This window comes from Variovorax sp. GW821-FHT06D12, assembly GCF_059419205.1.
Window position 1 is genome coordinate 36,933 of record NZ_JBWKRI010000012.1, and the last position, 18,578, is coordinate 55,510.

The window sequence follows — 18,578 nt, forward strand, 5'->3', positions numbered from 1 at the left end:
CGGGCGTGCGCTTTTGCATCAAGTCGTGGGAATTGCCCCACGCAGTGTGCAAAGAGCCTCTGGTGCGTCTTTTGCGGTGTGCATAATGGCCTCATGCCGTTGAGCTCCACGACCGCATCCTCCGAACGAAGCCGCCTGGGTCTACAGGCGGCTTTTTCGTTTTCCGGCCCTCCTCTTTCTTCCTTGCGAGCGACCTGACCCATGCCATTGCCTCCCGCCCCCACGAAACGCGCCGCATTGCTCTCGCCGGATGCCATCGACGCACCCGCCCGTCCCTCGCACAGAAACTCGCGCCGTTCCGGCGATTCGCGCGACGACGCCCCCGCCAAGAGCGGACCGCAGCCGCTGGAGCTGTTCGACAACCTCGGCACGGAAGGCGGCGGCGATGCGCCTGTCGCCCGCCCGGCACGCCGCGCGAAAAACAAGGCTGCACCCGCCCCGGCGCCCACGTCGGCACCGGTGAGCGCCCCGCAGCAGCAGCAACAACCCGCGATGGTGCAGGTCGAGACGCGCGTGCCCACGCCCGCCCCGGCCGCCACCACGCCCGCCGCGGCACCCCAGCAAGCCCCAGCACGCCCCAAGCGCAAGTCCACGGGCCCCGCCAAGCTGTTCGTGCTCGACACGAACGTGCTGCTGCATGACCCGATGTGCCTGTTCCGCTTCGAGGAACACGACATCTTCCTGCCGATGATCGTGCTGGAAGAGCTCGACGGCCACAAGAAGGGCACGACCGAAGTCGCACGCAACGGCCGCCAGACCAGCCGCACGCTCGACGCGCTGGCCGCCGCGCAGGACGCCGACATCGACAAGGGCCTGAAGCTGGACACCACCGGCCACCGCGAAGCCGGCGGGCGCCTCTTCTTCCAGACCGCCCCGCTCGACTACTCGCTGCCGATCAGCCTGCCCCAGGGCAAGGCCGACAACCAGATCCTGGGCGTCGTGCACGCACTGCGCGACGAGTACGCCAAGGACCGCCCGGGCAAGCCGAAGCAGGAAGTGGTGCTGGTGTCCAAGGACATCAACATGCGCGTCAAGGCGCGCGCGCTGGGCCTGGCGGCCGACGACTACCAGAACGACAAGACGCTGGAAGACGGCGACCTGCTCTACGCCGGCTCGCTCGCCCTCCCGCCCGACTTCTGGACCCGCCAGAGCAAGACGGTCGAAAGCTGGCAAAGCGGCAGCAACACCTTCTACCGGATCAGCGGCCCGCTGGTGCCCAACCTGTACATCAACCAGTTCGTCTTCTTCGAGGCGCCCGGCGAGCCGAGCATGTATGCGCGCGTCACCGAAATCCGCGACAAGACCGCGGTGCTCAAGACGCTCAAGGACTACAGCTCGGGCAAGAACGCGGTCTGGGGCGTGAACACGCGCAACCGCGAGCAGAACTTCGCGATGAACCTGCTGATGGACCCCGAGATCGACTTCGTCACGCTGACCGGCACGGCCGGCACCGGCAAGACGCTGATGGCGCTGGCTTCCGGCCTCACGCAGGTGCTCGACGACCGCCGCTACACCGAGATCATCATGACCCGCGCCACGGTGAGCGTCGGTGAAGACATCGGCTTCCTGCCCGGCACCGAGGAAGAAAAGATGGGCCCCTGGATGGGCGCACTCGACGACAACCTCGAGTTCCTGGCCAAGGGCGACGGCGGCGGTGCCGGCGAGTGGGGCCGCGCGGCCACCAACGAGCTGATCCGCAGCCGCATCAAGGTCAAGAGCATGAACTTCATGCGCGGCCGGACCTTCCTGAACAAGTACGTGATCATCGACGAGGCGCAGAACCTCACGCCCAAGCAGATGAAGACGCTGATCACCCGCGCCGGCCCCGGTACGAAGATCATCTGCATGGGCAACCTCGCGCAGATCGACACGCCCTACCTCACCGAAGGCTCGTCGGGCCTGACCTTCGCGGTCGACAAGTTCAAGGGCTGGCCACACGGCGGGCACATCACGCTGGCGCGCGGCGAACGCTCGCGCCTGGCCGACTTCGCAAGCGACGTACTCTAAATTCATCGGCTCTGGCCGACACCAGCCCGCGCATGCTCCCGGAGCATCGCGGGCTTTTTTTCGCCCGCCATGACAGGCTACTGACAAGACGTTGTCAGGAGGCGGCTCGCACCATCCAGGCTCCTTCCAACGCAACGAACGAAAGAGAGCACTTCATGACCACCCATGCCATCACCTGGTTCGAGATTCCGGTCGCCAACCTGGACCGCGCCCAGGCCTTCTACGAAACCGTGCTCGCGCGCAAGCTGCGCCGCGAAGACTTCGGCGGCAACCCGCTGGCCGTGTTTCCCTACGACGACCCCGCCACCGGCGGCGCTCTGAAGCCCAGCGCCAACACCAGTGCGCAGGCGGGCAGCGGCATTCGCGTCTACCTCGACTGCATGCCCAGCATCGATGCCGTGCTCTCGCGCGTCGAAGCGGCCGGCGGGCAGATCGTGGCGCCCAAGTCGGCGCTGCCGCCGGGCATGGGCTTCATCGCCCACCTGCGCGACACCGAAGGCAACGAAGTCGGCCTGCACGCCCCGGCCTGAGACACCATGGCACAACGCAACTGGATTGCGGTCGCCAGCGCCGAGCACGCCCGGCGCGGCCGGGACCACCGGCCGCTCGGGTTCATGCAGGTGGGCCACGGCAAGCTCGCGCCGCTCAAGCGTGTGGCGGCGGGCGATCGCGTGGCCTACTACGCGCCGGCCACGGTGTTCGGCGGCACGGACAAGCTGCAAAGCTTCGTGGCGCTGGGCATCGTGCAGCCGGGCGATCCGTACGAGTTCGACATGGGCAACGGCTTCGTCCCGTGGCGCCGCGACGTGGCCTATGTCGCCGCGCACGAGGCGCCCATCGCCCCGCTGATCGAACGCCTTGCCTTCATCGAAACCCCGAAGCAATGGGGCTACAAGTTCCGCTTCGGCCTGTTCGACATCACCGACATCGACATGAAACTGATCGCGCAGACGATGAAGGCCGAACCGAAGGCGCTCCTGTTTTGAGCGCTTTCGCCCTCCTCATCCGCCACTTCCGGAGAAAAAACGCATGGACCCCATCCGCCAACACCACGACGCCTTCCGCGTCTGTGGCCTCACGGTACGCACCACCAACCGCGAAGAGATCGACCCCGCCACCGCACGCATCGGCGCGCTGTGGAACCGCTTCTTCGGCGAACAGACCTACGAGTCGACGCCGCACCGCACCAGCGACACACGCATCTTCAGCGTCTACTCCGCCTACGAATCGGACGCGCACGGCGCCTTCGACATGACGGCCGGCGTCGCCGTCTCGGATGGCGCCAACAGCGTCGCCATCGAAGCCGGCGACTACCTCGTATTCACCGGCCGCGGCGAGATGCCGCAGATGGTGATCGCCACCTGGCAGCGCATCTGGCAGTATTTCGAGGCGCACCCGGAAATCGTGCGCCGCTACTGCAGCGATTTCGAAGCCTACGAGGGGCCGGACGCCGTGGCGATCCATATCGGAGTCTCATGAGTACACGCAAGGGCTGGCGCGACAGGCTGGCCGGCTACCCGAACCTGCCGAACGTGAAGGCCATCCCCCCGGCCATGCGCGCGCGGCATGGCGAGGGCACCATCGCCACGCCCTCGCCCGCCGAAGTCGAGGACGCGATGCGCGGCGTGCCCGAAGGCCGGCTTGCGACCGTGCTCGGCATCGGCGAAGACATCGCGGCGCGCCACCAGGCCACCATCGGCTGCACCGTGACCACGGCCATCTTCGCCCACATGGTGGCCCACGCCACCGAGGAAGCCATGACGACGGGCGCCGGTCGCACGCCAGGCACACCGTACTGGCGCACGCTCAAGATCGGCGGCGAGCTCAACCCGAAGTACCCGGGCGGCATCGAGGCCCAGATGTCGCGCCTCGAGGCCGAAGGCCACACGGTGGTCCAGCGCGGCAAGCGCTACTTTGTCGAGGACTTCGCCAGGAAGCTCGTCGGAACGCGTTGATGCGCCGCGCCGACCGCCTCTTCCAGCTCGTGCAGCTCATCCGCGGCCGCCGGCTCACCACGGCCGCCTTCCTGGCGCAGCGCCTGGAGGTGTCGGAGCGCACGGTGTACCGCGACGTGGCCGACCTGCAGCACCAGGGCGTGCCGATCGAGGGCGAGGCCGGCGTCGGCTATCGGCTCGGCGCGGGCTTCGAGCTGCCGCCGTTGATGTTCACGCAGGACGAGGCATCGGCGCTCGTGGCCGCCGCGCGCATGACCCAGAGCTGGGTCGATCCGGCGATGGCGCGCAACATCGAAACCGGCCTGGGCAAGATCCTGTCAGTGCTCCCGCCGGCGGCGCGCGTCTCGGCGGAGGCGCTGGCGCTGTATGCGCCCGCGCTCGGCCTCGACGACGCCCTGCGCACGCGGCTGCAGACGCTGCGCGAGGCCGTGCAGGCGCACCAGAAGCTGCGGCTGCACTACCGCGACGTCTCGGGCGATGCCAGCGAGCGCACGGTGCGGCCGCTGGGCTGCTTCTACTGGGGCAAGGTCTGGACGCTCTCGACGTGGTGCGAGCTGCGCAACGATTTCCGCGGCTTCCGGGTCGACCGCATGGAGACCGTGGAGGTGCTCGCGACGCGCTTCCAGGACGAACCCGGCAAGACGCTGGCCGACCTGCTGCGGCAGGTGAAGGCCGAGGCGCAGCGCCACAAGGTGTGGGAGCAGAAGCCGCCGGCCTCGACGTCCGAGCCTGGCAGCGATGCCGGCTGACGAGTTGCCTTGGGTCAGTACTCGTCGTTGTTGCTGTAGCCGACGAGGTTCTCGAACTTGGTGATCGGCTTCAGGAAGGCCAGCTTCACCGTGCCGGTCGGTCCGTTCCGGTGCTTGCTGATGATCACCTCGGCCACGCCCGGCTCCTTCGACTCCTTGTTGTAGTAGTCGTCGCGGTAGATGAACATGATGATGTCCGCGTCCTGCTCGATGGCGCCGGATTCGCGCAAGTCGCTCATCATGGGGCGCTTGTCGGTACGCGCTTCGACGCCGCGGCTGAGCTGCGACAGCGCGATCACCGGGCACTTCAGTTCCTTGGCCAGCATCTTCAGGCCGCGCGAGATTTCGCCCACGGCCGTGGCGCGGTTCTCGTCGCCCGAGCTGCTGGTGGACATGAGCTGCAAGTAGTCGACCACGATCAGGCCCAGGCGCCCGTACTGGCGCGCCAGCCGGCGCGCATTGGCGCGCAGTTCGCTGGACGAAAGGCCCGGTGTCTCGTCGATGTGCAGCGACACCGTGCGCAGCTTCTCGATGGCTTCGGTCAGGCGCGGCCACTCCTCGTCGCTGAGCTTGCCAGTGCGCAGGTGGCCCTGGTCGATGCGGCCGATGGAACCCACGATACGCACCGCCAGCTGGGCGGCGCCCATTTCCATCGAGAACACCGCCACCGGCAGCCCCTCTTCGAGCGCCACGTGCTCGGCGATGTTGATCGCCAGCGAGGTCTTGCCCATCGACGGACGCGCGGCCAGCACGATCATGTCGCCCGGCTGCAGGCCCGAGGTCATCTTGTCGAAGTCGTTGAAGCCCGTGCGCACGCCCGTGATGTCGTTCGGGTTCTCGGCCATCTCGGTCACACGGTCGAGCAGCTCGACCACCAGGGAATCCATGCTCTGGAAGCCCTGCTTCATCCGCGTGCCTTCTTCGCCGATGTTGAAGATCTTCTGCTCGGCTTCGTCCAGGATCTTGTCGACCGGCTTGCCCTGCGGATTGAAGGCGTTGGTCGCGATCTCGTCGGCGGCGGTCACGAGCTTGCGCAGGATGGAGCGCTCGCGCACGATCTCGGCGTAGCGCCGGATGTTGCTCGCGCTCGGCACGTACTGCGCGAGCGAGTTCAGGTAGACCAGTCCGCCGATGTCGTCGGCCTTGCCCAGGTTCTGCAGCTGCTCGAAGACCGTGATCACGTCGGCCGGCTTGCTGGCATTGATCAGCCCGCCGATGGCCGCGTAGATCAGCTTGTGCTCATGGCGGTAGAAGTCGCCGTCGACCAGCAGGTCGCCCATGCGGTCCCAGGCGCCGTTGTCCAGCAGCAAGCCCCCCAGCACGCTGGATTCGGCCTCGATGGAATGAGGCGGAATGCGCAATTGCGCGATCTGGCGGTCGGCCGACGAATCATTGTCGGCATAGGAGAAAACGGCGGACATGGACTTCCCTTGCAACCCTGCATGCTAAGCCGCGCAGGGCGCGGCGTGTGTGGACAAGGTTGTTAATAAACAGTGAACTTCCGGTGCGGCGAGGTGGACAACTCGCGCGCAGAAAAGAAAAAGCCGCCCGAAGGCGGCTTTCTTGCGTCAGCGCACCGAGCGCTGCGAACGATCAGGCGGTTTCGCCGTAGACCGTGACGGTGATCTCGACGACCACGTCGGTGTGCAGCGAGACGCTCACGGTGTTGTCGCCAACAACTTTGATCGGGCCGTTGGGCAGACGCACTTGCGACTTGGCAACCTTGTAGCCCTGCTTGTTCAGCTCTTCGGCGATGTCGCCGTTGGTGACCGAACCGAACAGACGGCCGTCCACGCCAGCCTTTTGGGTCAGCTTGACGGTCGAGCCGGCGAGCTTTTCGCCCTGGGCTTGCGACTCGGCCAGCTTGGCGGCCGCAGCCTTTTCGAGTTCGACGCGCTTGGCTTCGAATTCGGCCTTGTTGGCAGCGGTGGCGCGACGGGCGCGGCCCGAGGGGATCAGGAAGTTGCGTGCGTAGCCGTCCTTGACCTTGACGATGTCGCCCAGGCCGCCGACGTTCAGAACCTTGTCCAGAAGAATGATTTGCATGGTGTGTGCTCCTTCTTAGACGCGGTGCTGGTCGCTGTACGGCACCATGGCCAGGAAGCGCGCGCGCTTGATGGCGGTGTTCAGCTGACGCTGGTAGATCGCGCGCGTGCCGGTCAGGCGTGCGGGGATGATCTTGCCGTTTTCGCTGATGAAGTCACGCAGCGTGTCGATGTCCTTGTAGTCGATTTCTTCGACGCCAGCGACGGTGAAACGGCAGAAGCGCTTGCGCTTGAACAGCAGCGACTGGGTGTTGCGCTTCGGGCGCTTGTCTTTGTTGAATTTCTTGAACGTGGCCATTGGGGGACCTCTTGTCGAAAATTAATCTTGCTGAAAATCCTGGATGTGCAGGACCGGATGCTTGCCGTTGCCCGGTGTCGCGAGAAACCCCTGGAATCGCCAGAGACTTCCCATCGACTGCGCTGCGAGCCGCTCGGCGATGGCGCCGAACGCAACGGCCTTGAGGGCCGTCTTCACCTGCCGGGGCTTTCCCGCCTCCTGGAGCGTCGACTCATGGTCGAGCTTCAGATCGAGGGCGGGCAGGCCGGCTGGCGTGTATCGCAGGGTTCCGAGTTCGGCGACAGAGGCGGTCAGCAGAAGCTGGTTGACCCCGGTCGCCGCAGCGGCAGCCGTCACGCCATCAGTTGTTGTTGGCGGCGTATTCGGCCTGCTGGGCCTTGCGGGCCTCTTCGCGCTCGACCGTCTTCATCATCGACGAAGGACCGGTGTCGGCCTTCTTCTTCTGAACGGTCAGGTGACGCAGCACGGCATCGTTGAACTTGAACGCGTGTTCCAGTTCACCCATCACGGCTTGTTCAGCTTCGATGTTGACGCACAGGTAGTGGGCCTTGTTGAGCTTGTTGATCTGGTAGGCCAGCTGACGGCGGCCCCAGTCTTCAACGCGGTGGACCTTGCCGCCGCCGGCCGTGATCAGGCCCTTGTAACGCTCCAGCATGGCCGGAACTTGTTCGCTCTGATCCGGGTGGATGAGCAAGATGATTTCGTAGTGACGCATGGCACTCCTTGTGGATTCTTCCGTGGAAGAGGAAAAGCCACCCGCAGCGTCGGGCGCGGTATGGCAAGGCAAAGCCGGCGATTATAGCCCTGTGTTGCGCGATCCGGCAAGGCACCTCAGTCGTTGAGGGCCTTGTCGAGGGCAGCGGCCTTCTCCGGGCCCACGGCGGCGCGGATCTTGGGTGCCAGTGCCAGGAGGTCTTCGTAGCTGGTCGTGCCTTCGACCTGAAGGTTGAGCCGGAAGCCCATCAGGCCCAGGCTGCCGGTCAGCTGGGTGGCGATGGGGTATGCGTCCTTGTAGCGCTGCTGGCGGCTGCGACCGGAAGACGCAGCCGGCGGCGGGGCCGCCGAAACTGCAGGCGCCGCGGCTGGCGGCTGGCCGGCCAGAGGCGCCAGCAGGCCCAGCGCAACCATCTGATCGACCTCCTCGCGCCCGATGCCCAAGCCCGAGGCCAGCACGTCGTCGATCGAGCGCTTGCCGTCGAACTGGATGAAGGCCGAGCGCTGGCGCGGCGTCAACGGCACCGAGCGGTCCTTGAGGACCTGCTGTCCGGCTTCCGTCTTGACAAGAATCATGGGGGTCTCCGGCGAAGTGCTGACACAGGCCCTGACGGGCCGCATCACCTCAGGCAGGCAGCCGGATTGCACCGCCTGCGAATGTCACGAGTCTGACACCGGAAACGCACTTTGTTTCACTTGCACGGGCAGGCACGGGGGAATCCCCCATGGGGATTTCCGCCATTCGCCGCGTGGCATCACGTGGCGGGGCATGCCCGCCGCGCGCTAGCTCAGCCTCTTTGGGCGAGCTGCTGCCAGGTGTCGATCACGCTGTCCGGGTTCAGCGAGATCGATTCGATGCCCTGCTCCGCCAGCCACAGCGCGAAGTCCGGGTGGTCGCTTGGGCCCTGGCCGCAGATGCCGACGTACTTGCCTTCGGCCTTGCAGGCCTTGATGACGCGGCTCAGCAGCGCCTTGATGGCCGGATCGCGCTCGTCGAAGTCAGCCGCCAGCAGCTCGAGGCCGGAGTCGCGGTCCAGGCCCAGCGTGAGCTGGGTCAGGTCGTTCGAACCGATCGAGAAGCCGTCGAAGAACTTCAGGAACTCTTCCGGCAACACGGCATTGCTCGGCACTTCGCACATCATGATCAGCTTGAGCGCGTTCTCGCCGCGCTTGAGGCCATGCTCGCCCAGCAGCGTGGTCACGCGCTCGGCCTGGCCCAGGGTGCGCACGAAGGGCACCATGATCTGCACGTTGGTCAGGCCCATGTCGTTGCGCACGCGCTTGAGCGCCTCGCATTCCATGGCAAAGGCCTCGCCGAAATCGGCACTCAGGTAGCGCGCGGCACCGCGGAAGCCCAGCATCGGGTTCTCTTCTTCGGGCTCATAGCGGCTGCCGCCGATCAGCTTGCGGTACTCGTTCGACTTGAAGTCCGAGAGACGCACGATGACGGGCTTGGGCCAGAACGCAGCGGCGATGGTCGCGACGCCCTCGGTCACCTTGTCGACGTAGAACGCGCGCGGCGAGGCATGCCCGCGGGCCACCGACTCGACAGCCTTCTTCAGGTCGTTGTCGACGTTCGGGTAGTCGAGGATCGCCTTCGGGTGCACGCCGATGTTGTTGTTGATGATGAACTCAAGGCGGGCCAGGCCCACGCCGTGGTTCGGCAGCTGCGCGAAGTCGAAGGCGAGCTGGGGGTTGCCCACGTTCATCATGATCTTCAGATCGATCTCGGGCATCACGCCGCGCTGCACTTCGGTCACTTCGGTCTCGAGCAGGCCGTCGTAGATGAAGCCGGTGTCGCCCTCGGCGCAGCTCACGGTGACGAGCGTGCCGTCCTTGAGCAGGTCGGTGGCGTCGCCGCAGCCGACCACGGCCGGAATGCCGAGTTCGCGCGCGATGATGGCGGCGTGGCAGGTGCGACCGCCACGGTTGGTGACGATGGCGGCGGCGCGCTTCATCACCGGTTCCCAGTTGGGGTCGGTCATGTCGGTGACGAGCACGTCGCCGGCCTGCACCTGGTCCATTTCGCTGATGTTGTGCACGATGCGCACGGCACCCGTGCCGATCTTCTGGCCGATGGCACGGCCTTCGGCCAGCACGGCGCCCTTGCCCAGCAGCTTGTAGCGCTGCTCGGCCTTGCCCTGCTGCTGGCTCTTCACCGTTTCAGGACGCGCCTGCAGGATGTAGAGGTGGCCGTCGGTGCCGTCCTTGCCCCATTCGATGTCCATCGGGCGGCCGTAGTGTTCTTCGATCACCAGCGCGTAGCGGGCCAGTTGCTCGACGTCGGCGTCGCTCAGCGAGTAGCGGTTGCGCTGCTCGGCCTTGACGTCGGTGGTCTTGACCAGCTTGCCGCTCGCCTTTTTCTCTTCGGGCGTGGCGAACTCCATCTGGATCAGCTTGGAGCCGAGATTGCGGCGGATGACGGCCTTCTTGCCGGCCTTGAGGGTCGGCTTGTGGACGTAGAACTCGTCGGGATTCACCGAGCCCTGCACCACCGTCTCACCCAGGCCGTAGCTCGAGGTGATGAACACGACCTGGTCGAAGCCCGACTCGGTGTCGATGGTGAACATCACGCCGGCGGCGCCGAGGTCGGAGCGCACCATGCGCTGCACGCCGGCCGAGAGCGCGACCACGTCGTGCTCGAAGCCCTTGTGCACGCGGTAGCTGATGGCGCGGTCGTTGTACAGGGAGGCGAACACCTCCTTCATCTTGTGCAGCACGTCGTCGATGCCGACCACGTTCAGGAAGGTTTCCTGCTGGCCGGCGAACGAGGCGTCGGGCAGGTCTTCGGCGGTGGCCGAGGAACGCACGGCGAACGAGGCGGCGGGGTTGCCGGCGCTCAGCGTGGCAAAGGCCTCGCCGATGGCTTTCTGCAGGTCGGCCGGGAACGGCTGGGCCTCGACCATGGCGCGGATTTCGGCACCGGCCGCGGCCAAGGCGCGCACGTCTTCGGTGTCCAGCGCAGCCAGGCGCTTGCTGATCTTGTCGGCCAGGCCGTCGTGCGCCAGGAACTGGCGGAACGCGTGGGCCGTGGTCGCAAAACCAGTCGGCACGCGCACGCCCTGTGGCAGCTGCGAGATCATTTCGCCGAGGCTGGCGTTCTTGCCGCCAACCGACTCGACGTCGGTCATCCTCAGGTTTTCAAATGGCACGACCAGTGCGGTCGCCTCGAAAAGTGCAGACATGGGGAAGCTCCAGAAGTTGAAACCGGCGCTGCATGCAGACGGCGCAGCACGATCGTTGTCGTTGCTTTGGGTGCGGTCGCGGTGTGCATGGAAAGAATTCGAGGGGGTGGGGAAAGCGGATTCCCGATAATGGCCCGGATTGTAGGCGTGGCAGGTCGCGCGCGCCGCAGGACTCCGCCGCAAAAGCAACACCATGCATACACGCACCGTTTTCTTCGTCTCCGACGGCACCGGCATCACCGCCGAAACCTTCGGCAATGCCGTTCTGGCCCAGTTCGAGATGAAGCCGCGCCACGTGCGGCTGCCGTTCACCGACACGGTCGACAAGGCGCACCAGGCGGTGCGGCAGATCAACCACACGGCCGAAGTCGAGGGCGTGCGCCCCATCGTCTTCACCACGCTGGCCAACATGGACGTGCTGGGCGTGATCGAAACCGGCTGCAAGGGCATGCTGCTGGACATGTTCGGCACCTTCGTGCGGCCGCTCGAGATCGAGCTGGCCATGAAGTCGAACCATCGCATCGGCCGCTTCAGCGACGTCAGCAAGAGCAAGGCCTACAACGACCGCATCGCGGCCATCGACTTCAGCCTGCAGCACGACGACGGCCAAAGCCACCGCGACCTGGAAGGCGCCGACGTGATCCTGGTCGGCGTGAGCCGCAGCGGCAAGACGCCCACCTCGCTCTACCTGGCGATGCAGCACGGCCTGAAGGCGGCCAATTACCCGCTGATTCCCGAAGATTTCGACCGCCGCCAGCTCCCGCCGGCGCTGAGCCCGCACCGCAAGAAGATCTTCGGCCTGACGATCCAGCCCGAGCGGCTGAGCGAGATCCGCAACGAGCGCCGGCCCAACTCGCGCTACGCCAGCCTCGAGAACTGCCGCCACGAAATCAGCGAGGCCGAGGCCATGATGCGGCGAGCCGGCATCCGCTGGCTCTCGACGACCACCAAGTCGATCGAGGAAATCGCCACCACGATCCTGCAGGAGCTGCGGCCGGAGCGGTTGGTCTACTGATCTGCTAGCTCTTCAGTAGCAAGCACCGCCCGCCCGACGGACTATCCGAACAGATACTGCGTGACGCCGTCCGCGCCGGTCACCGGCTGGCAGGGCATGCGCCAGACGGCCTCGATCAGCGCGGGCCGTAGCACCTCGGCGGTCGCCCCCTGGCGCAAGCCGCCGGGCGCGCCCAGCACCACCACTTCGTCGGCATAGCGCCGCGCCAGGTTCAGGTCATGCAGCACGGCCACTACGCCCACGCCCCGCGCCGCCCAGGCGCGCAGCAGGCGCATCGCCGAATGCTGGTGCGCGAGGTCGAGCGCGGCGGTCGGCTCGTCGAGCAGCAGCCAGCGGCTCGCGCCGTCAGGGCGTGGGTGCCAGAGCTGGGCCAGCGCCCGCGCCAGGTGAACCCGCGCCTTCTCGCCGCCCGACAGCGTGTTGAGGATGCGTGGCGCCAGCGCCGTGACGTCGGTCAGCGCCATCGCCTCACCCATGATCGCGTCCTCGTCGCGGGTCGGCGCGCGGCGGTGCGGGTAGCGGCCGAGCGCGACGATGTCCTGCGCCGTGAAGTCGAAGGCGACCGCGCTTTCCTGCGGCATCAGGGCCCGGCGCAATGCCAGCGTGGGCATGCCGTGGTCTGACAGTGGCCGGCCGTCGAGCGTCGCCCTGCCCTGCGTCGGCTCACGCTGGCCGGCCAGCACCGACAGCAGCGTCGACTTGCCCGCGCCGTTCGGGCCGAGGATCGCGGTCACGCGGCCCGGCGCCAGTTCGACCGACGCATTCGCCAACAAGGTCTTCGCGCCGATGCGCACCTCGACGCCGGCGCACGCCAGCGCCCCATGCCCCGTCGCCGTCGTCATATGCGCCCCCTGAAATGCCGCAGCATCAAGAGGAACATCGGCACGCCGATGAAGGCCGTGAGCACGCCCAGCGGCAGCTCGGCCGGCGCCATCACGGTGCGCGCCACCGTGTCGGCCGCGAGCACCAGCGCCGCGCCCAGCAGCGCCGAGGCCGGCAGCACGATGCGGTGGTCGGGCCCGGCCACCATGCGCACCCAGTGCGGCGCGATCAGGCCGATGAAACCGATGATCCCGGTCGTGGCCGTCACCGCGCCCACCGCCACCGCGGTGATGACCACGGCGCGCCGTTTGGTGCGCTCCACGTCCACGCCCAGCAGCGCCGCCTGCGCCTCGCCGAGCGCAATGGCGTTCAGGGGCGAAGCGAGCGATGCCGCGGCCCAGCACGAGAGCAACACCGCCACGCCCACCAGGATGACCGCGCTCCAGCGCGCACCGCCCAAGCTGCCCAGCAGCCAGAACTGCAGGCTGCGCAGTTGCTCGTCGGTCGCCATCACGCTCAGCAGGCCGAGGCCGGCGCCGGCCAGCGCGTTGATCGCGATACCTGCCAGCAGCATCAGCGCCATGCGCGTGCCGCCGTCGCTGCGCGACAGGCCGTAGATCAGCAAGGTCACGGCGAAGCCACCGCCGAAAGCCATCAGCACCAGCGTCCAGCTGCCGAGCGTGCGCGGCAGCATCGGCCAGAACGAGGCGCCCAGCACGATGGTGACGCCGGCCGCCAGCGCCGCGCCGCTGCTGATGCCGATCAGCCCCGGGTCGGCCAGCGGATTGCGGAACAACCCCTGCATCAGCGTGCCCGCCATGCCGAGCCCCGCACCCGCCGCCACGCCGAGAACCAGGCGCGGCAAGCGGATGTTGAGGAACACGAGGTGCTCGGGCGACTGGCCGCTTGCACCCTGCCCCAGCGAGGTCAGCACGTTCCACAGTTGCGAAAGACTGATGGCGTAGGCACCCGACACGGCGCCCACCGCGAAGGCCGCGACGAGCAGCACCGCGCTGCCGCAAAGCACGGCACGCGCCCCGAAGCGCTGGCTCATTGAGTAGCCTTCGCGCTTCGCGCTGCGGTATTCGCCTTGGGAGCGCCCCGGCGGCTCATGCCAGCGCGGCCCGGAATTTGTCGTGCAATTCGCCGATGGCGGCCGGCAGGCGCGGGCCGAAGCCCAGCAGCAGCAAGGCGTCCTGCGTGATCAGCGCGCGCTTCTTGTACGCCGGCGTGAGCGCCAGCTCGGGCCGCTGCCAGAAGCGCTCGACGCCGCCGTGCGCCTCGATGCTCTGCGTGCTCGTGAGGATGATGTCGGGCGCCGCGCTGGCCATGGCCTCGGCCGTCATCGGCCGGTAGCCGTGGAAGCCGCCCAGCGCGTTCACGCCACCCGCAAAGCCGATCACCGCATGCGCCGCGGTCTTCTCGCCGGACACCTGCGGGCTCGCGCTGTGCGACAGCACGAACAGCACCTTCGGCTTGCGGCCCTTCGCGCCGCCGATGCGCTGCAGGACCTGCGCCCATTCGGCATCGAGCCGGCCTTGCAACTCACGCGCCTGTGCTTCCTTGGCGGCAGCGCGACCCACGGCCTGCACCTTGCGCTGCACTTCGGCCCAGGTGTGATCGGCCTCGATGATCTCGACCTTGACGCCGGCCGTGCGAATCTGGTCGAGCACGACGGTCGGGCCCGACTCGTTGGTCGCGATGATCGCATCGGGCTTCAGCGAGAGCAGCCCTTCGGCCGACAGCTGGCGCATGTAGCCCACCTTGGGCGTGGCACGCGCAGCGGCGGGAAACAGGCTGGTCGTGTCGGTGCCGACCAGCTGGCCTTCGGCGCCGAGTGCATAGACCACCTCGGTGATCGCGCCACTGACCGTCACCAACCGCGGCAGGCGCTTGCTGCCCTGCGCGAACGCGGGCCACGCGCCCGCGCCGAGCGCTGCAGCAGACAGCAGGCGCAGCGCATCACGGCGACGCGGCACGGAAGAAGAAAGAAAAGAGGAATCTCGTTGTTCAGTCATGGGGTCACGGACAGCGAAAGAGAAAGATGCGCGTCAGCCGCGCCGGGGAATGTTGTGCGCGATGCGCCAGAGCACACCGGTCGGGTCGGTCAACGTGAAATCGACCATGCCCCACGGGCGCTCGGCGGGCGGCGTGGTCTGCACGGCGTAGCGTTCGGTCAGCCGCTGCGCCTGCACGCGGTCCCACCAGGCCAGCGCGTCATCGACGAGCAGATGCATCATGAAATTCTCTGCATGGGTCTGGACGTAGAAGTCCTGCAGCAGGAAGCTGCTCTCGCCACAGAAGAAGTAAGCAATGCCGTCCTCGTTCGAGGCCAGCGTGAAGCCCAGGTCCTGGTAGAAGGCAATAGAGCGCGCGAAGTCCTTCGCCGGCACGAAGGCTTTGATCTCGACCACGCCCGGAACGGCCTCGACGCTCATCGCGCTTGCACCTCAGAAGTGGCCAGGCGCGAGAGCTTGGCCACGATCTGGCGCCACTCCGCGCGCTCGGGCACGCCCGGCTTGCGCGCACCGAAGAACATCGCCATCAGCTCGCCCTCGCCATCGAAGGCCTCGACCGAGGTCACGATGCCATCGCTGGTCGGCTTCTGCACGATCCAGACGCTCGTGATGCGGTCTTCGCGCAGGTGCAGGTTGAAGCCGGGGTCGAGCACGTTGAGCCACTGCATGCCGTGCATCTCCATCGGCTCGATGCGCACGACCGGGCCCGAGTGGATCTGGATGCAGCCCGGGCTGCCGACGAACACCATGATCGGCGTGCCGTCGAACGAGGCCTCGAGCAGCAGCTCGCGCACCGCGCCGGTCTCGGCCCGCTGCGTGAACTCGCCCTCGGTGAGGCGAAAGCTCTGCTGGCGCTCCACGTCGAACTTGTTCAGCAGGCCGAAGAACTCATGCGTGTCCTGCATGCCGCGCCAGGCGTCGGCCAGCGCGACCGCATCGATGGCGCTGTCGTCGCGCGGCGTCGCCTTCTTCTCGGCGGGCACGAACTGCACCAGTTCGTCGGGCGCGGCGGTGTAGGTGTCGATGACCGACTGGAACGCGTCGCGGTCGGTCGCGTCGCGCACGAAGATCTTGTGCACTGCCACGCCCTGCGGGTTGAAGAACTGCAGGCTCAGCGATGGCGGCACGCCGGCATTGGCCGCCGCCTCGCTGACCGCGAAGCCCGCATGCCAGCGGCTGAAGAACAGGCGCAGGTCGATGACCTCGCCCAGCGCGAGCCCCATCGCGTCGCTGCCGGACACTTTCTCGTAGACGCCGGTCTTCTCGTGCACCGTGGTCTCGTTGCGCGTGAGCGCCAGCACGGGGCCGCACAGCTCCAGCGCCTGCAGCAGCTCGACCCATGGGCCCTTCAGCCGCGCGGCGCGCAGTGCCTTGTCGTGCACGCCGGTGTGCGCCGCAATGGCGGCGCCTTCGCTCAGGCCCATGGCCGCGGCGGCGTCCTTGTGGCGCATGCCCTTGGCGCGCAGTTCGGCAAAACGGGTGCGGATGTCTTCGGCATTCATCGGGTGTCCTTTGTTTGGAGAGAAGTGGCGGCGCGCGTCAGAAGTCCGCCACGAGCGAGACGTTGAAGCTGCGGCCCGGCTGGGTGTAGGCGTCGCGGATGGCCGAGGTGGTCGTCACGCCGCGCACATCGCTCCACATCCAGTAGCGCTTGTTGGTGAGGTTGGTCACCGACGCGTTCAGGCGCAGGTCCTTGCGGATGCGCCACTGCGCGCTGATGTCCAGCGTGGTGGCCGCCGGCGTGCGGAACTGCAGGCCCGTGGTCACTTCGCTGCGATCGACGTCTTCCCACTCCTTGGCGCCATGATGAACCGCATCGAGGCGCACGCTCCAGGCCGGCGCCTGGTACTTGATTCCGGCGCTGAACTTCTGCGGATCGATCGAGTTGAGCGGCCGGTTGTTGGTGCGGTCGCGGCCCTGCGTGCGGCCGTAGGCGAAGGGCACGGAGAAGCCGTTGCCGTTCTCGGTGAAATCGAGCTCGCCCTTGATCTCGAAACCGCTGATGCGCGCGCGCCCGACATTGACGGTCTGGTAAATCAGCGGGTCGATGCGCGGAATGCCGCGCCCGCCCACGAGCTTGTCGTTCTCGATGAGGTCCTTGTAGTCGCCTGTGAAGGCGGCCACGTCGAAGCTCAGGATGCCCGTGCGCCCGCGCACGCCCAGCTCGATGTTCTGGCTCTTCTCGGGCTTGAGGTTCGGGTTCGGGATCGTCTTGTAGCCCGAGATCACGTTCTCGAAGAAGTTGTTCACCTGGAACGCGTTGGGCGCCTTGAAGCCCGAGGCGTAGTTGCCGTACACGCTGAACTGCGGCGTGGCGCGGAACAGCACGCCCAGCTTGGGCGACACGGCCGAGCCCGACAGCGACACGGCCTGCGCGTTGAAGCCCGCCTGCTTCGCGTCGAGCGAGAAGCGGTCGAAACGGATGCCGGGCGTGATGCTCCAGCGGTCGTGAATGAACTCGTCCTGCACATAAAAGGCGGTCGAGGTTTCGCGCGTGTCGGGAAAGCGCTTGAGCGGGTAGCTCTCGCCGGCCGGCGGCACAAGGCCGGTCTGCAGGTTCTCGACGTTGGTGCGCGTGTAGTCCAGGCCGTAGGTGATCTTCTGGGCCCAGCTGCCCATGCGGATCGTCTTGTCGGCCTGCAGGCCGAACTGCCAGGTGTTCTCGTCGTAGGTGACGTCGCGCGTGCGGTCGGCCGCGGTGAAGCGGTCTTCGTAGATGTATTCGCGCGAGCCGGCCTTCTGGTAGCTCACGACAGCGAGCAGGTTGTCGGCCACGACGCTGTTCAGGCGCAGCCGGCCTTCGTAGGTCAGGCGATCGCGGTCGAGGTCGGTCTTGGCGTTGAGGCCGATCACCGAGGTGGACGCATACGGCGGCTTGGCGACGCCCGACAGCAGGTTGTAGCGGCTGCTCTTCTCGACGTGCTCGAAAGTGAAGGCATGGCGCTGGTCGGCGTTGGGCGTGAGGATGGCCTTGGCCAGCAGCGAACGGGTCTGGTCGCGCTGCGGGTTGGGCGTGGTGCGGTCGAGGTTGGGCACATTGAGCGAGCCCCGGTTCTCGAGTTCGCTGGCGTGCCCGAGGTTGGCGGACACGAGCCACTCGAGCACGTCGTTCGCCTTGCCCGCGAGCGTGACGCCGCCGCGCACGCCGTTGTCTTCACCGCTGTAGCCGATGTTCGCGCTGCCGCCGAAGGTCTTGCCCTCGCGCAGGAAGGACGAGGGCTCGCGGGTGATGAAGTTGACCAGCCCGGCCAGGCCGTCCGAACCGTAGAGCGCCGAGGCCGGGCCCTTGATGATCTCGATGCGCTCGATGAGGCTGATGTCGAAGTAGTCACGCCCGAACGCATTGGCGCTGAACACGTAGCTGCGCGGCGTGCGGATGCCGTCGGTCAGCAGCAGCACGCGGTTGCCGTCCAGGCCGCGGATGTTGAAGCCCGCGTTGCTGTCGCGGCCGGTATTGCCCTGCGCCAACCCGAAGCGCGCAGGCGAACGCTTGACCGACACGTTGGGCAGGTCGCGCACGGCATCGCGGATGTCGTGGATCTGCTTGCTCTCGATGTCCTGGCGGTTGATGACCTCGATGCTCAGCGGCAGGTCGTCCCTGGCCTGCTCCGAGCGCGATCCGCTCACCACCACTTCGCCGAGCGCCGCGAGCTGCTGGGACCACGCAGGCGCGGCGGCCATGCCGAAGGCAGAGGCGATCAGCCAGGGCAGCAGCGCGGGTCGATGGGAAGACGGTCGAGGGAAATGAGCGGCCACGAAAAAGGTCCAGA

The 18,578-nt window shown here is 67.0% G+C and carries 20 protein-coding genes; 7 read left to right on the forward strand and 13 right to left on the reverse strand.

The genetic code is table 11. The annotated features are described in order from the left end of the window. Nucleotides 1-201: 201 nt before the first annotated feature. The 6 genes from AC07SQ_RS29380 to AC07SQ_RS29405 all read left to right on the forward strand — a co-directional run bounded on the left by AC07SQ_RS29380 (nt 202) and on the right by AC07SQ_RS29405 (nt 4,711). Nucleotides 202-2,007, forward strand: a complete 1,806-nt coding sequence (locus AC07SQ_RS29380) for a PhoH family protein (protein ID WP_495273409.1) — start codon at nt 202-204, stop codon at nt 2,005-2,007. 155 nt (nt 2,008-2,162) lie between these two features. After that, complete coding sequence (locus AC07SQ_RS29385) at nt 2,163-2,537, forward strand: VOC family protein (protein ID WP_495273408.1); 375 nt, start codon at nt 2,163-2,165, stop codon at nt 2,535-2,537. 6 nt (nt 2,538-2,543) lie between these two features. Then, on the forward strand, nt 2,544-2,993 hold the full coding sequence (locus AC07SQ_RS29390; protein ID WP_070059600.1) for an EVE domain-containing protein: 450 nt from the start codon (nt 2,544-2,546) through the stop codon (nt 2,991-2,993). A 43-nt stretch (nt 2,994-3,036) separates the two neighbouring features. Further along, nucleotides 3,037-3,486, forward strand: a complete 450-nt coding sequence (locus AC07SQ_RS29395; protein ID WP_495273407.1) for a GyrI-like domain-containing protein — start codon at nt 3,037-3,039, stop codon at nt 3,484-3,486. Next, nucleotides 3,483-3,962, forward strand: coding sequence for an MGMT family protein (locus AC07SQ_RS29400; RefSeq protein WP_495273406.1), 480 nt, complete (start codon nt 3,483-3,485; stop codon nt 3,960-3,962). The genes AC07SQ_RS29395 and AC07SQ_RS29400 overlap by 4 nt, the downstream gene beginning before the upstream one ends. Further along, complete coding sequence (locus tag AC07SQ_RS29405) at nt 3,962-4,711, forward strand: helix-turn-helix transcriptional regulator (RefSeq protein ID WP_495273405.1); 750 nt, start codon at nt 3,962-3,964, stop codon at nt 4,709-4,711. Before AC07SQ_RS29400 ends, AC07SQ_RS29405 begins: the two co-directional genes overlap by 1 nt. A gap of 14 nt (nt 4,712-4,725) precedes the next feature. Here the strand turns inward: AC07SQ_RS29405 and dnaB are convergent, their stop codons facing one another. From dnaB to ppsA, 7 genes are all read right to left on the reverse strand, one after another. Next, nucleotides 4,726-6,132, reverse strand: a complete 1,407-nt coding sequence (gene dnaB, locus AC07SQ_RS29410) for a replicative DNA helicase (RefSeq protein WP_062473012.1) — start codon at nt 6,130-6,132, stop codon at nt 4,726-4,728. 172 nt (nt 6,133-6,304) lie between these two features. After that, nucleotides 6,305-6,757: a 50S ribosomal protein L9 gene (rplI, locus tag AC07SQ_RS29415; protein ID WP_056583114.1), complete on the reverse strand. Its 453-nt coding sequence runs from the start codon at nt 6,755-6,757 to the stop codon at nt 6,305-6,307. A gap of 15 nt (nt 6,758-6,772) precedes the next feature. Next, nucleotides 6,773-7,054 (reverse strand): 30S ribosomal protein S18, encoded by a 282-nt coding sequence (gene rpsR, locus AC07SQ_RS29420; protein ID WP_007830781.1) that lies wholly within the window; start codon nt 7,052-7,054, stop codon nt 6,773-6,775. 21 nt (nt 7,055-7,075) lie between these two features. Continuing rightward, entirely contained in the window at nt 7,076-7,390 is a 315-nt protein-coding gene (priB, locus tag AC07SQ_RS29425; RefSeq protein WP_062473014.1) for a primosomal replication protein N, read from the reverse strand. Nucleotides 7,391-7,394: 4 nt separating this feature from the next. After that, on the reverse strand, nt 7,395-7,769 hold the full coding sequence (rpsF, locus tag AC07SQ_RS29430; protein WP_062473016.1) for a 30S ribosomal protein S6: 375 nt from the start codon (nt 7,767-7,769) through the stop codon (nt 7,395-7,397). Nucleotides 7,770-7,885: 116 nt separating this feature from the next. Beyond that, on the reverse strand, nt 7,886-8,344 hold the full coding sequence (locus AC07SQ_RS29435; RefSeq protein ID WP_492685177.1) for a hypothetical protein: 459 nt from the start codon (nt 8,342-8,344) through the stop codon (nt 7,886-7,888). A 212-nt stretch (nt 8,345-8,556) separates the two neighbouring features. Next, nucleotides 8,557-10,953, reverse strand: coding sequence for a phosphoenolpyruvate synthase (ppsA, locus tag AC07SQ_RS29440; protein WP_062473021.1), 2,397 nt, complete (start codon nt 10,951-10,953; stop codon nt 8,557-8,559). Between the two features lie 193 nt (nt 10,954-11,146). Here ppsA and ppsR point away from each other — a divergent pair, with 193 nt between their 5' ends. After that, nucleotides 11,147-11,968 carry a posphoenolpyruvate synthetase regulatory kinase/phosphorylase PpsR gene (ppsR, locus tag AC07SQ_RS29445; protein WP_062473023.1) on the forward strand — a complete coding sequence of 274 codons (822 nt, stop codon included), beginning with the start codon at nt 11,147-11,149 and terminating at the stop codon, nt 11,966-11,968. A gap of 41 nt (nt 11,969-12,009) precedes the next feature. On the opposite strand, the gene AC07SQ_RS29450 is transcribed toward ppsR, so the two are convergent. The 6 genes from AC07SQ_RS29450 to AC07SQ_RS29475 are packed head-to-tail and all read right to left on the reverse strand — an operon-like array spanning nt 12,010 to nt 18,564. Next, complete coding sequence (locus AC07SQ_RS29450) at nt 12,010-12,810, reverse strand: heme ABC transporter ATP-binding protein (RefSeq protein ID WP_495273404.1); 801 nt, start codon at nt 12,808-12,810, stop codon at nt 12,010-12,012. After that, the gene (locus tag AC07SQ_RS29455; RefSeq protein ID WP_495273403.1) at nt 12,807-13,844 is read right to left on the reverse strand and encodes a FecCD family ABC transporter permease; all 1,038 of its coding nucleotides are present in this window, start codon (nt 13,842-13,844) and stop codon (nt 12,807-12,809) included. The genes AC07SQ_RS29450 and AC07SQ_RS29455 overlap by 4 nt, the downstream gene beginning before the upstream one ends. A gap of 55 nt (nt 13,845-13,899) precedes the next feature. Then, the gene (locus AC07SQ_RS29460) at nt 13,900-14,808 is read right to left on the reverse strand and encodes a heme/hemin ABC transporter substrate-binding protein (protein ID WP_495273402.1); all 909 of its coding nucleotides are present in this window, start codon (nt 14,806-14,808) and stop codon (nt 13,900-13,902) included. Nucleotides 14,809-14,841: 33 nt separating this feature from the next. Beyond that, nucleotides 14,842-15,228 (reverse strand): VOC family protein, encoded by a 387-nt coding sequence (locus tag AC07SQ_RS29465; protein ID WP_495273401.1) that lies wholly within the window; start codon nt 15,226-15,228, stop codon nt 14,842-14,844. Next, nucleotides 15,225-16,310, reverse strand: coding sequence for a hemin-degrading factor (locus AC07SQ_RS29470; RefSeq protein ID WP_495273400.1), 1,086 nt, complete (start codon nt 16,308-16,310; stop codon nt 15,225-15,227). The genes AC07SQ_RS29465 and AC07SQ_RS29470 overlap by 4 nt, the downstream gene beginning before the upstream one ends. Before the next feature lie 37 nt (nt 16,311-16,347). Further along, complete coding sequence (locus AC07SQ_RS29475; RefSeq protein ID WP_495273399.1) at nt 16,348-18,564, reverse strand: TonB-dependent hemoglobin/transferrin/lactoferrin family receptor; 2,217 nt, start codon at nt 18,562-18,564, stop codon at nt 16,348-16,350. Between the last annotated feature and the right edge of the window lie 14 nt (nt 18,565-18,578).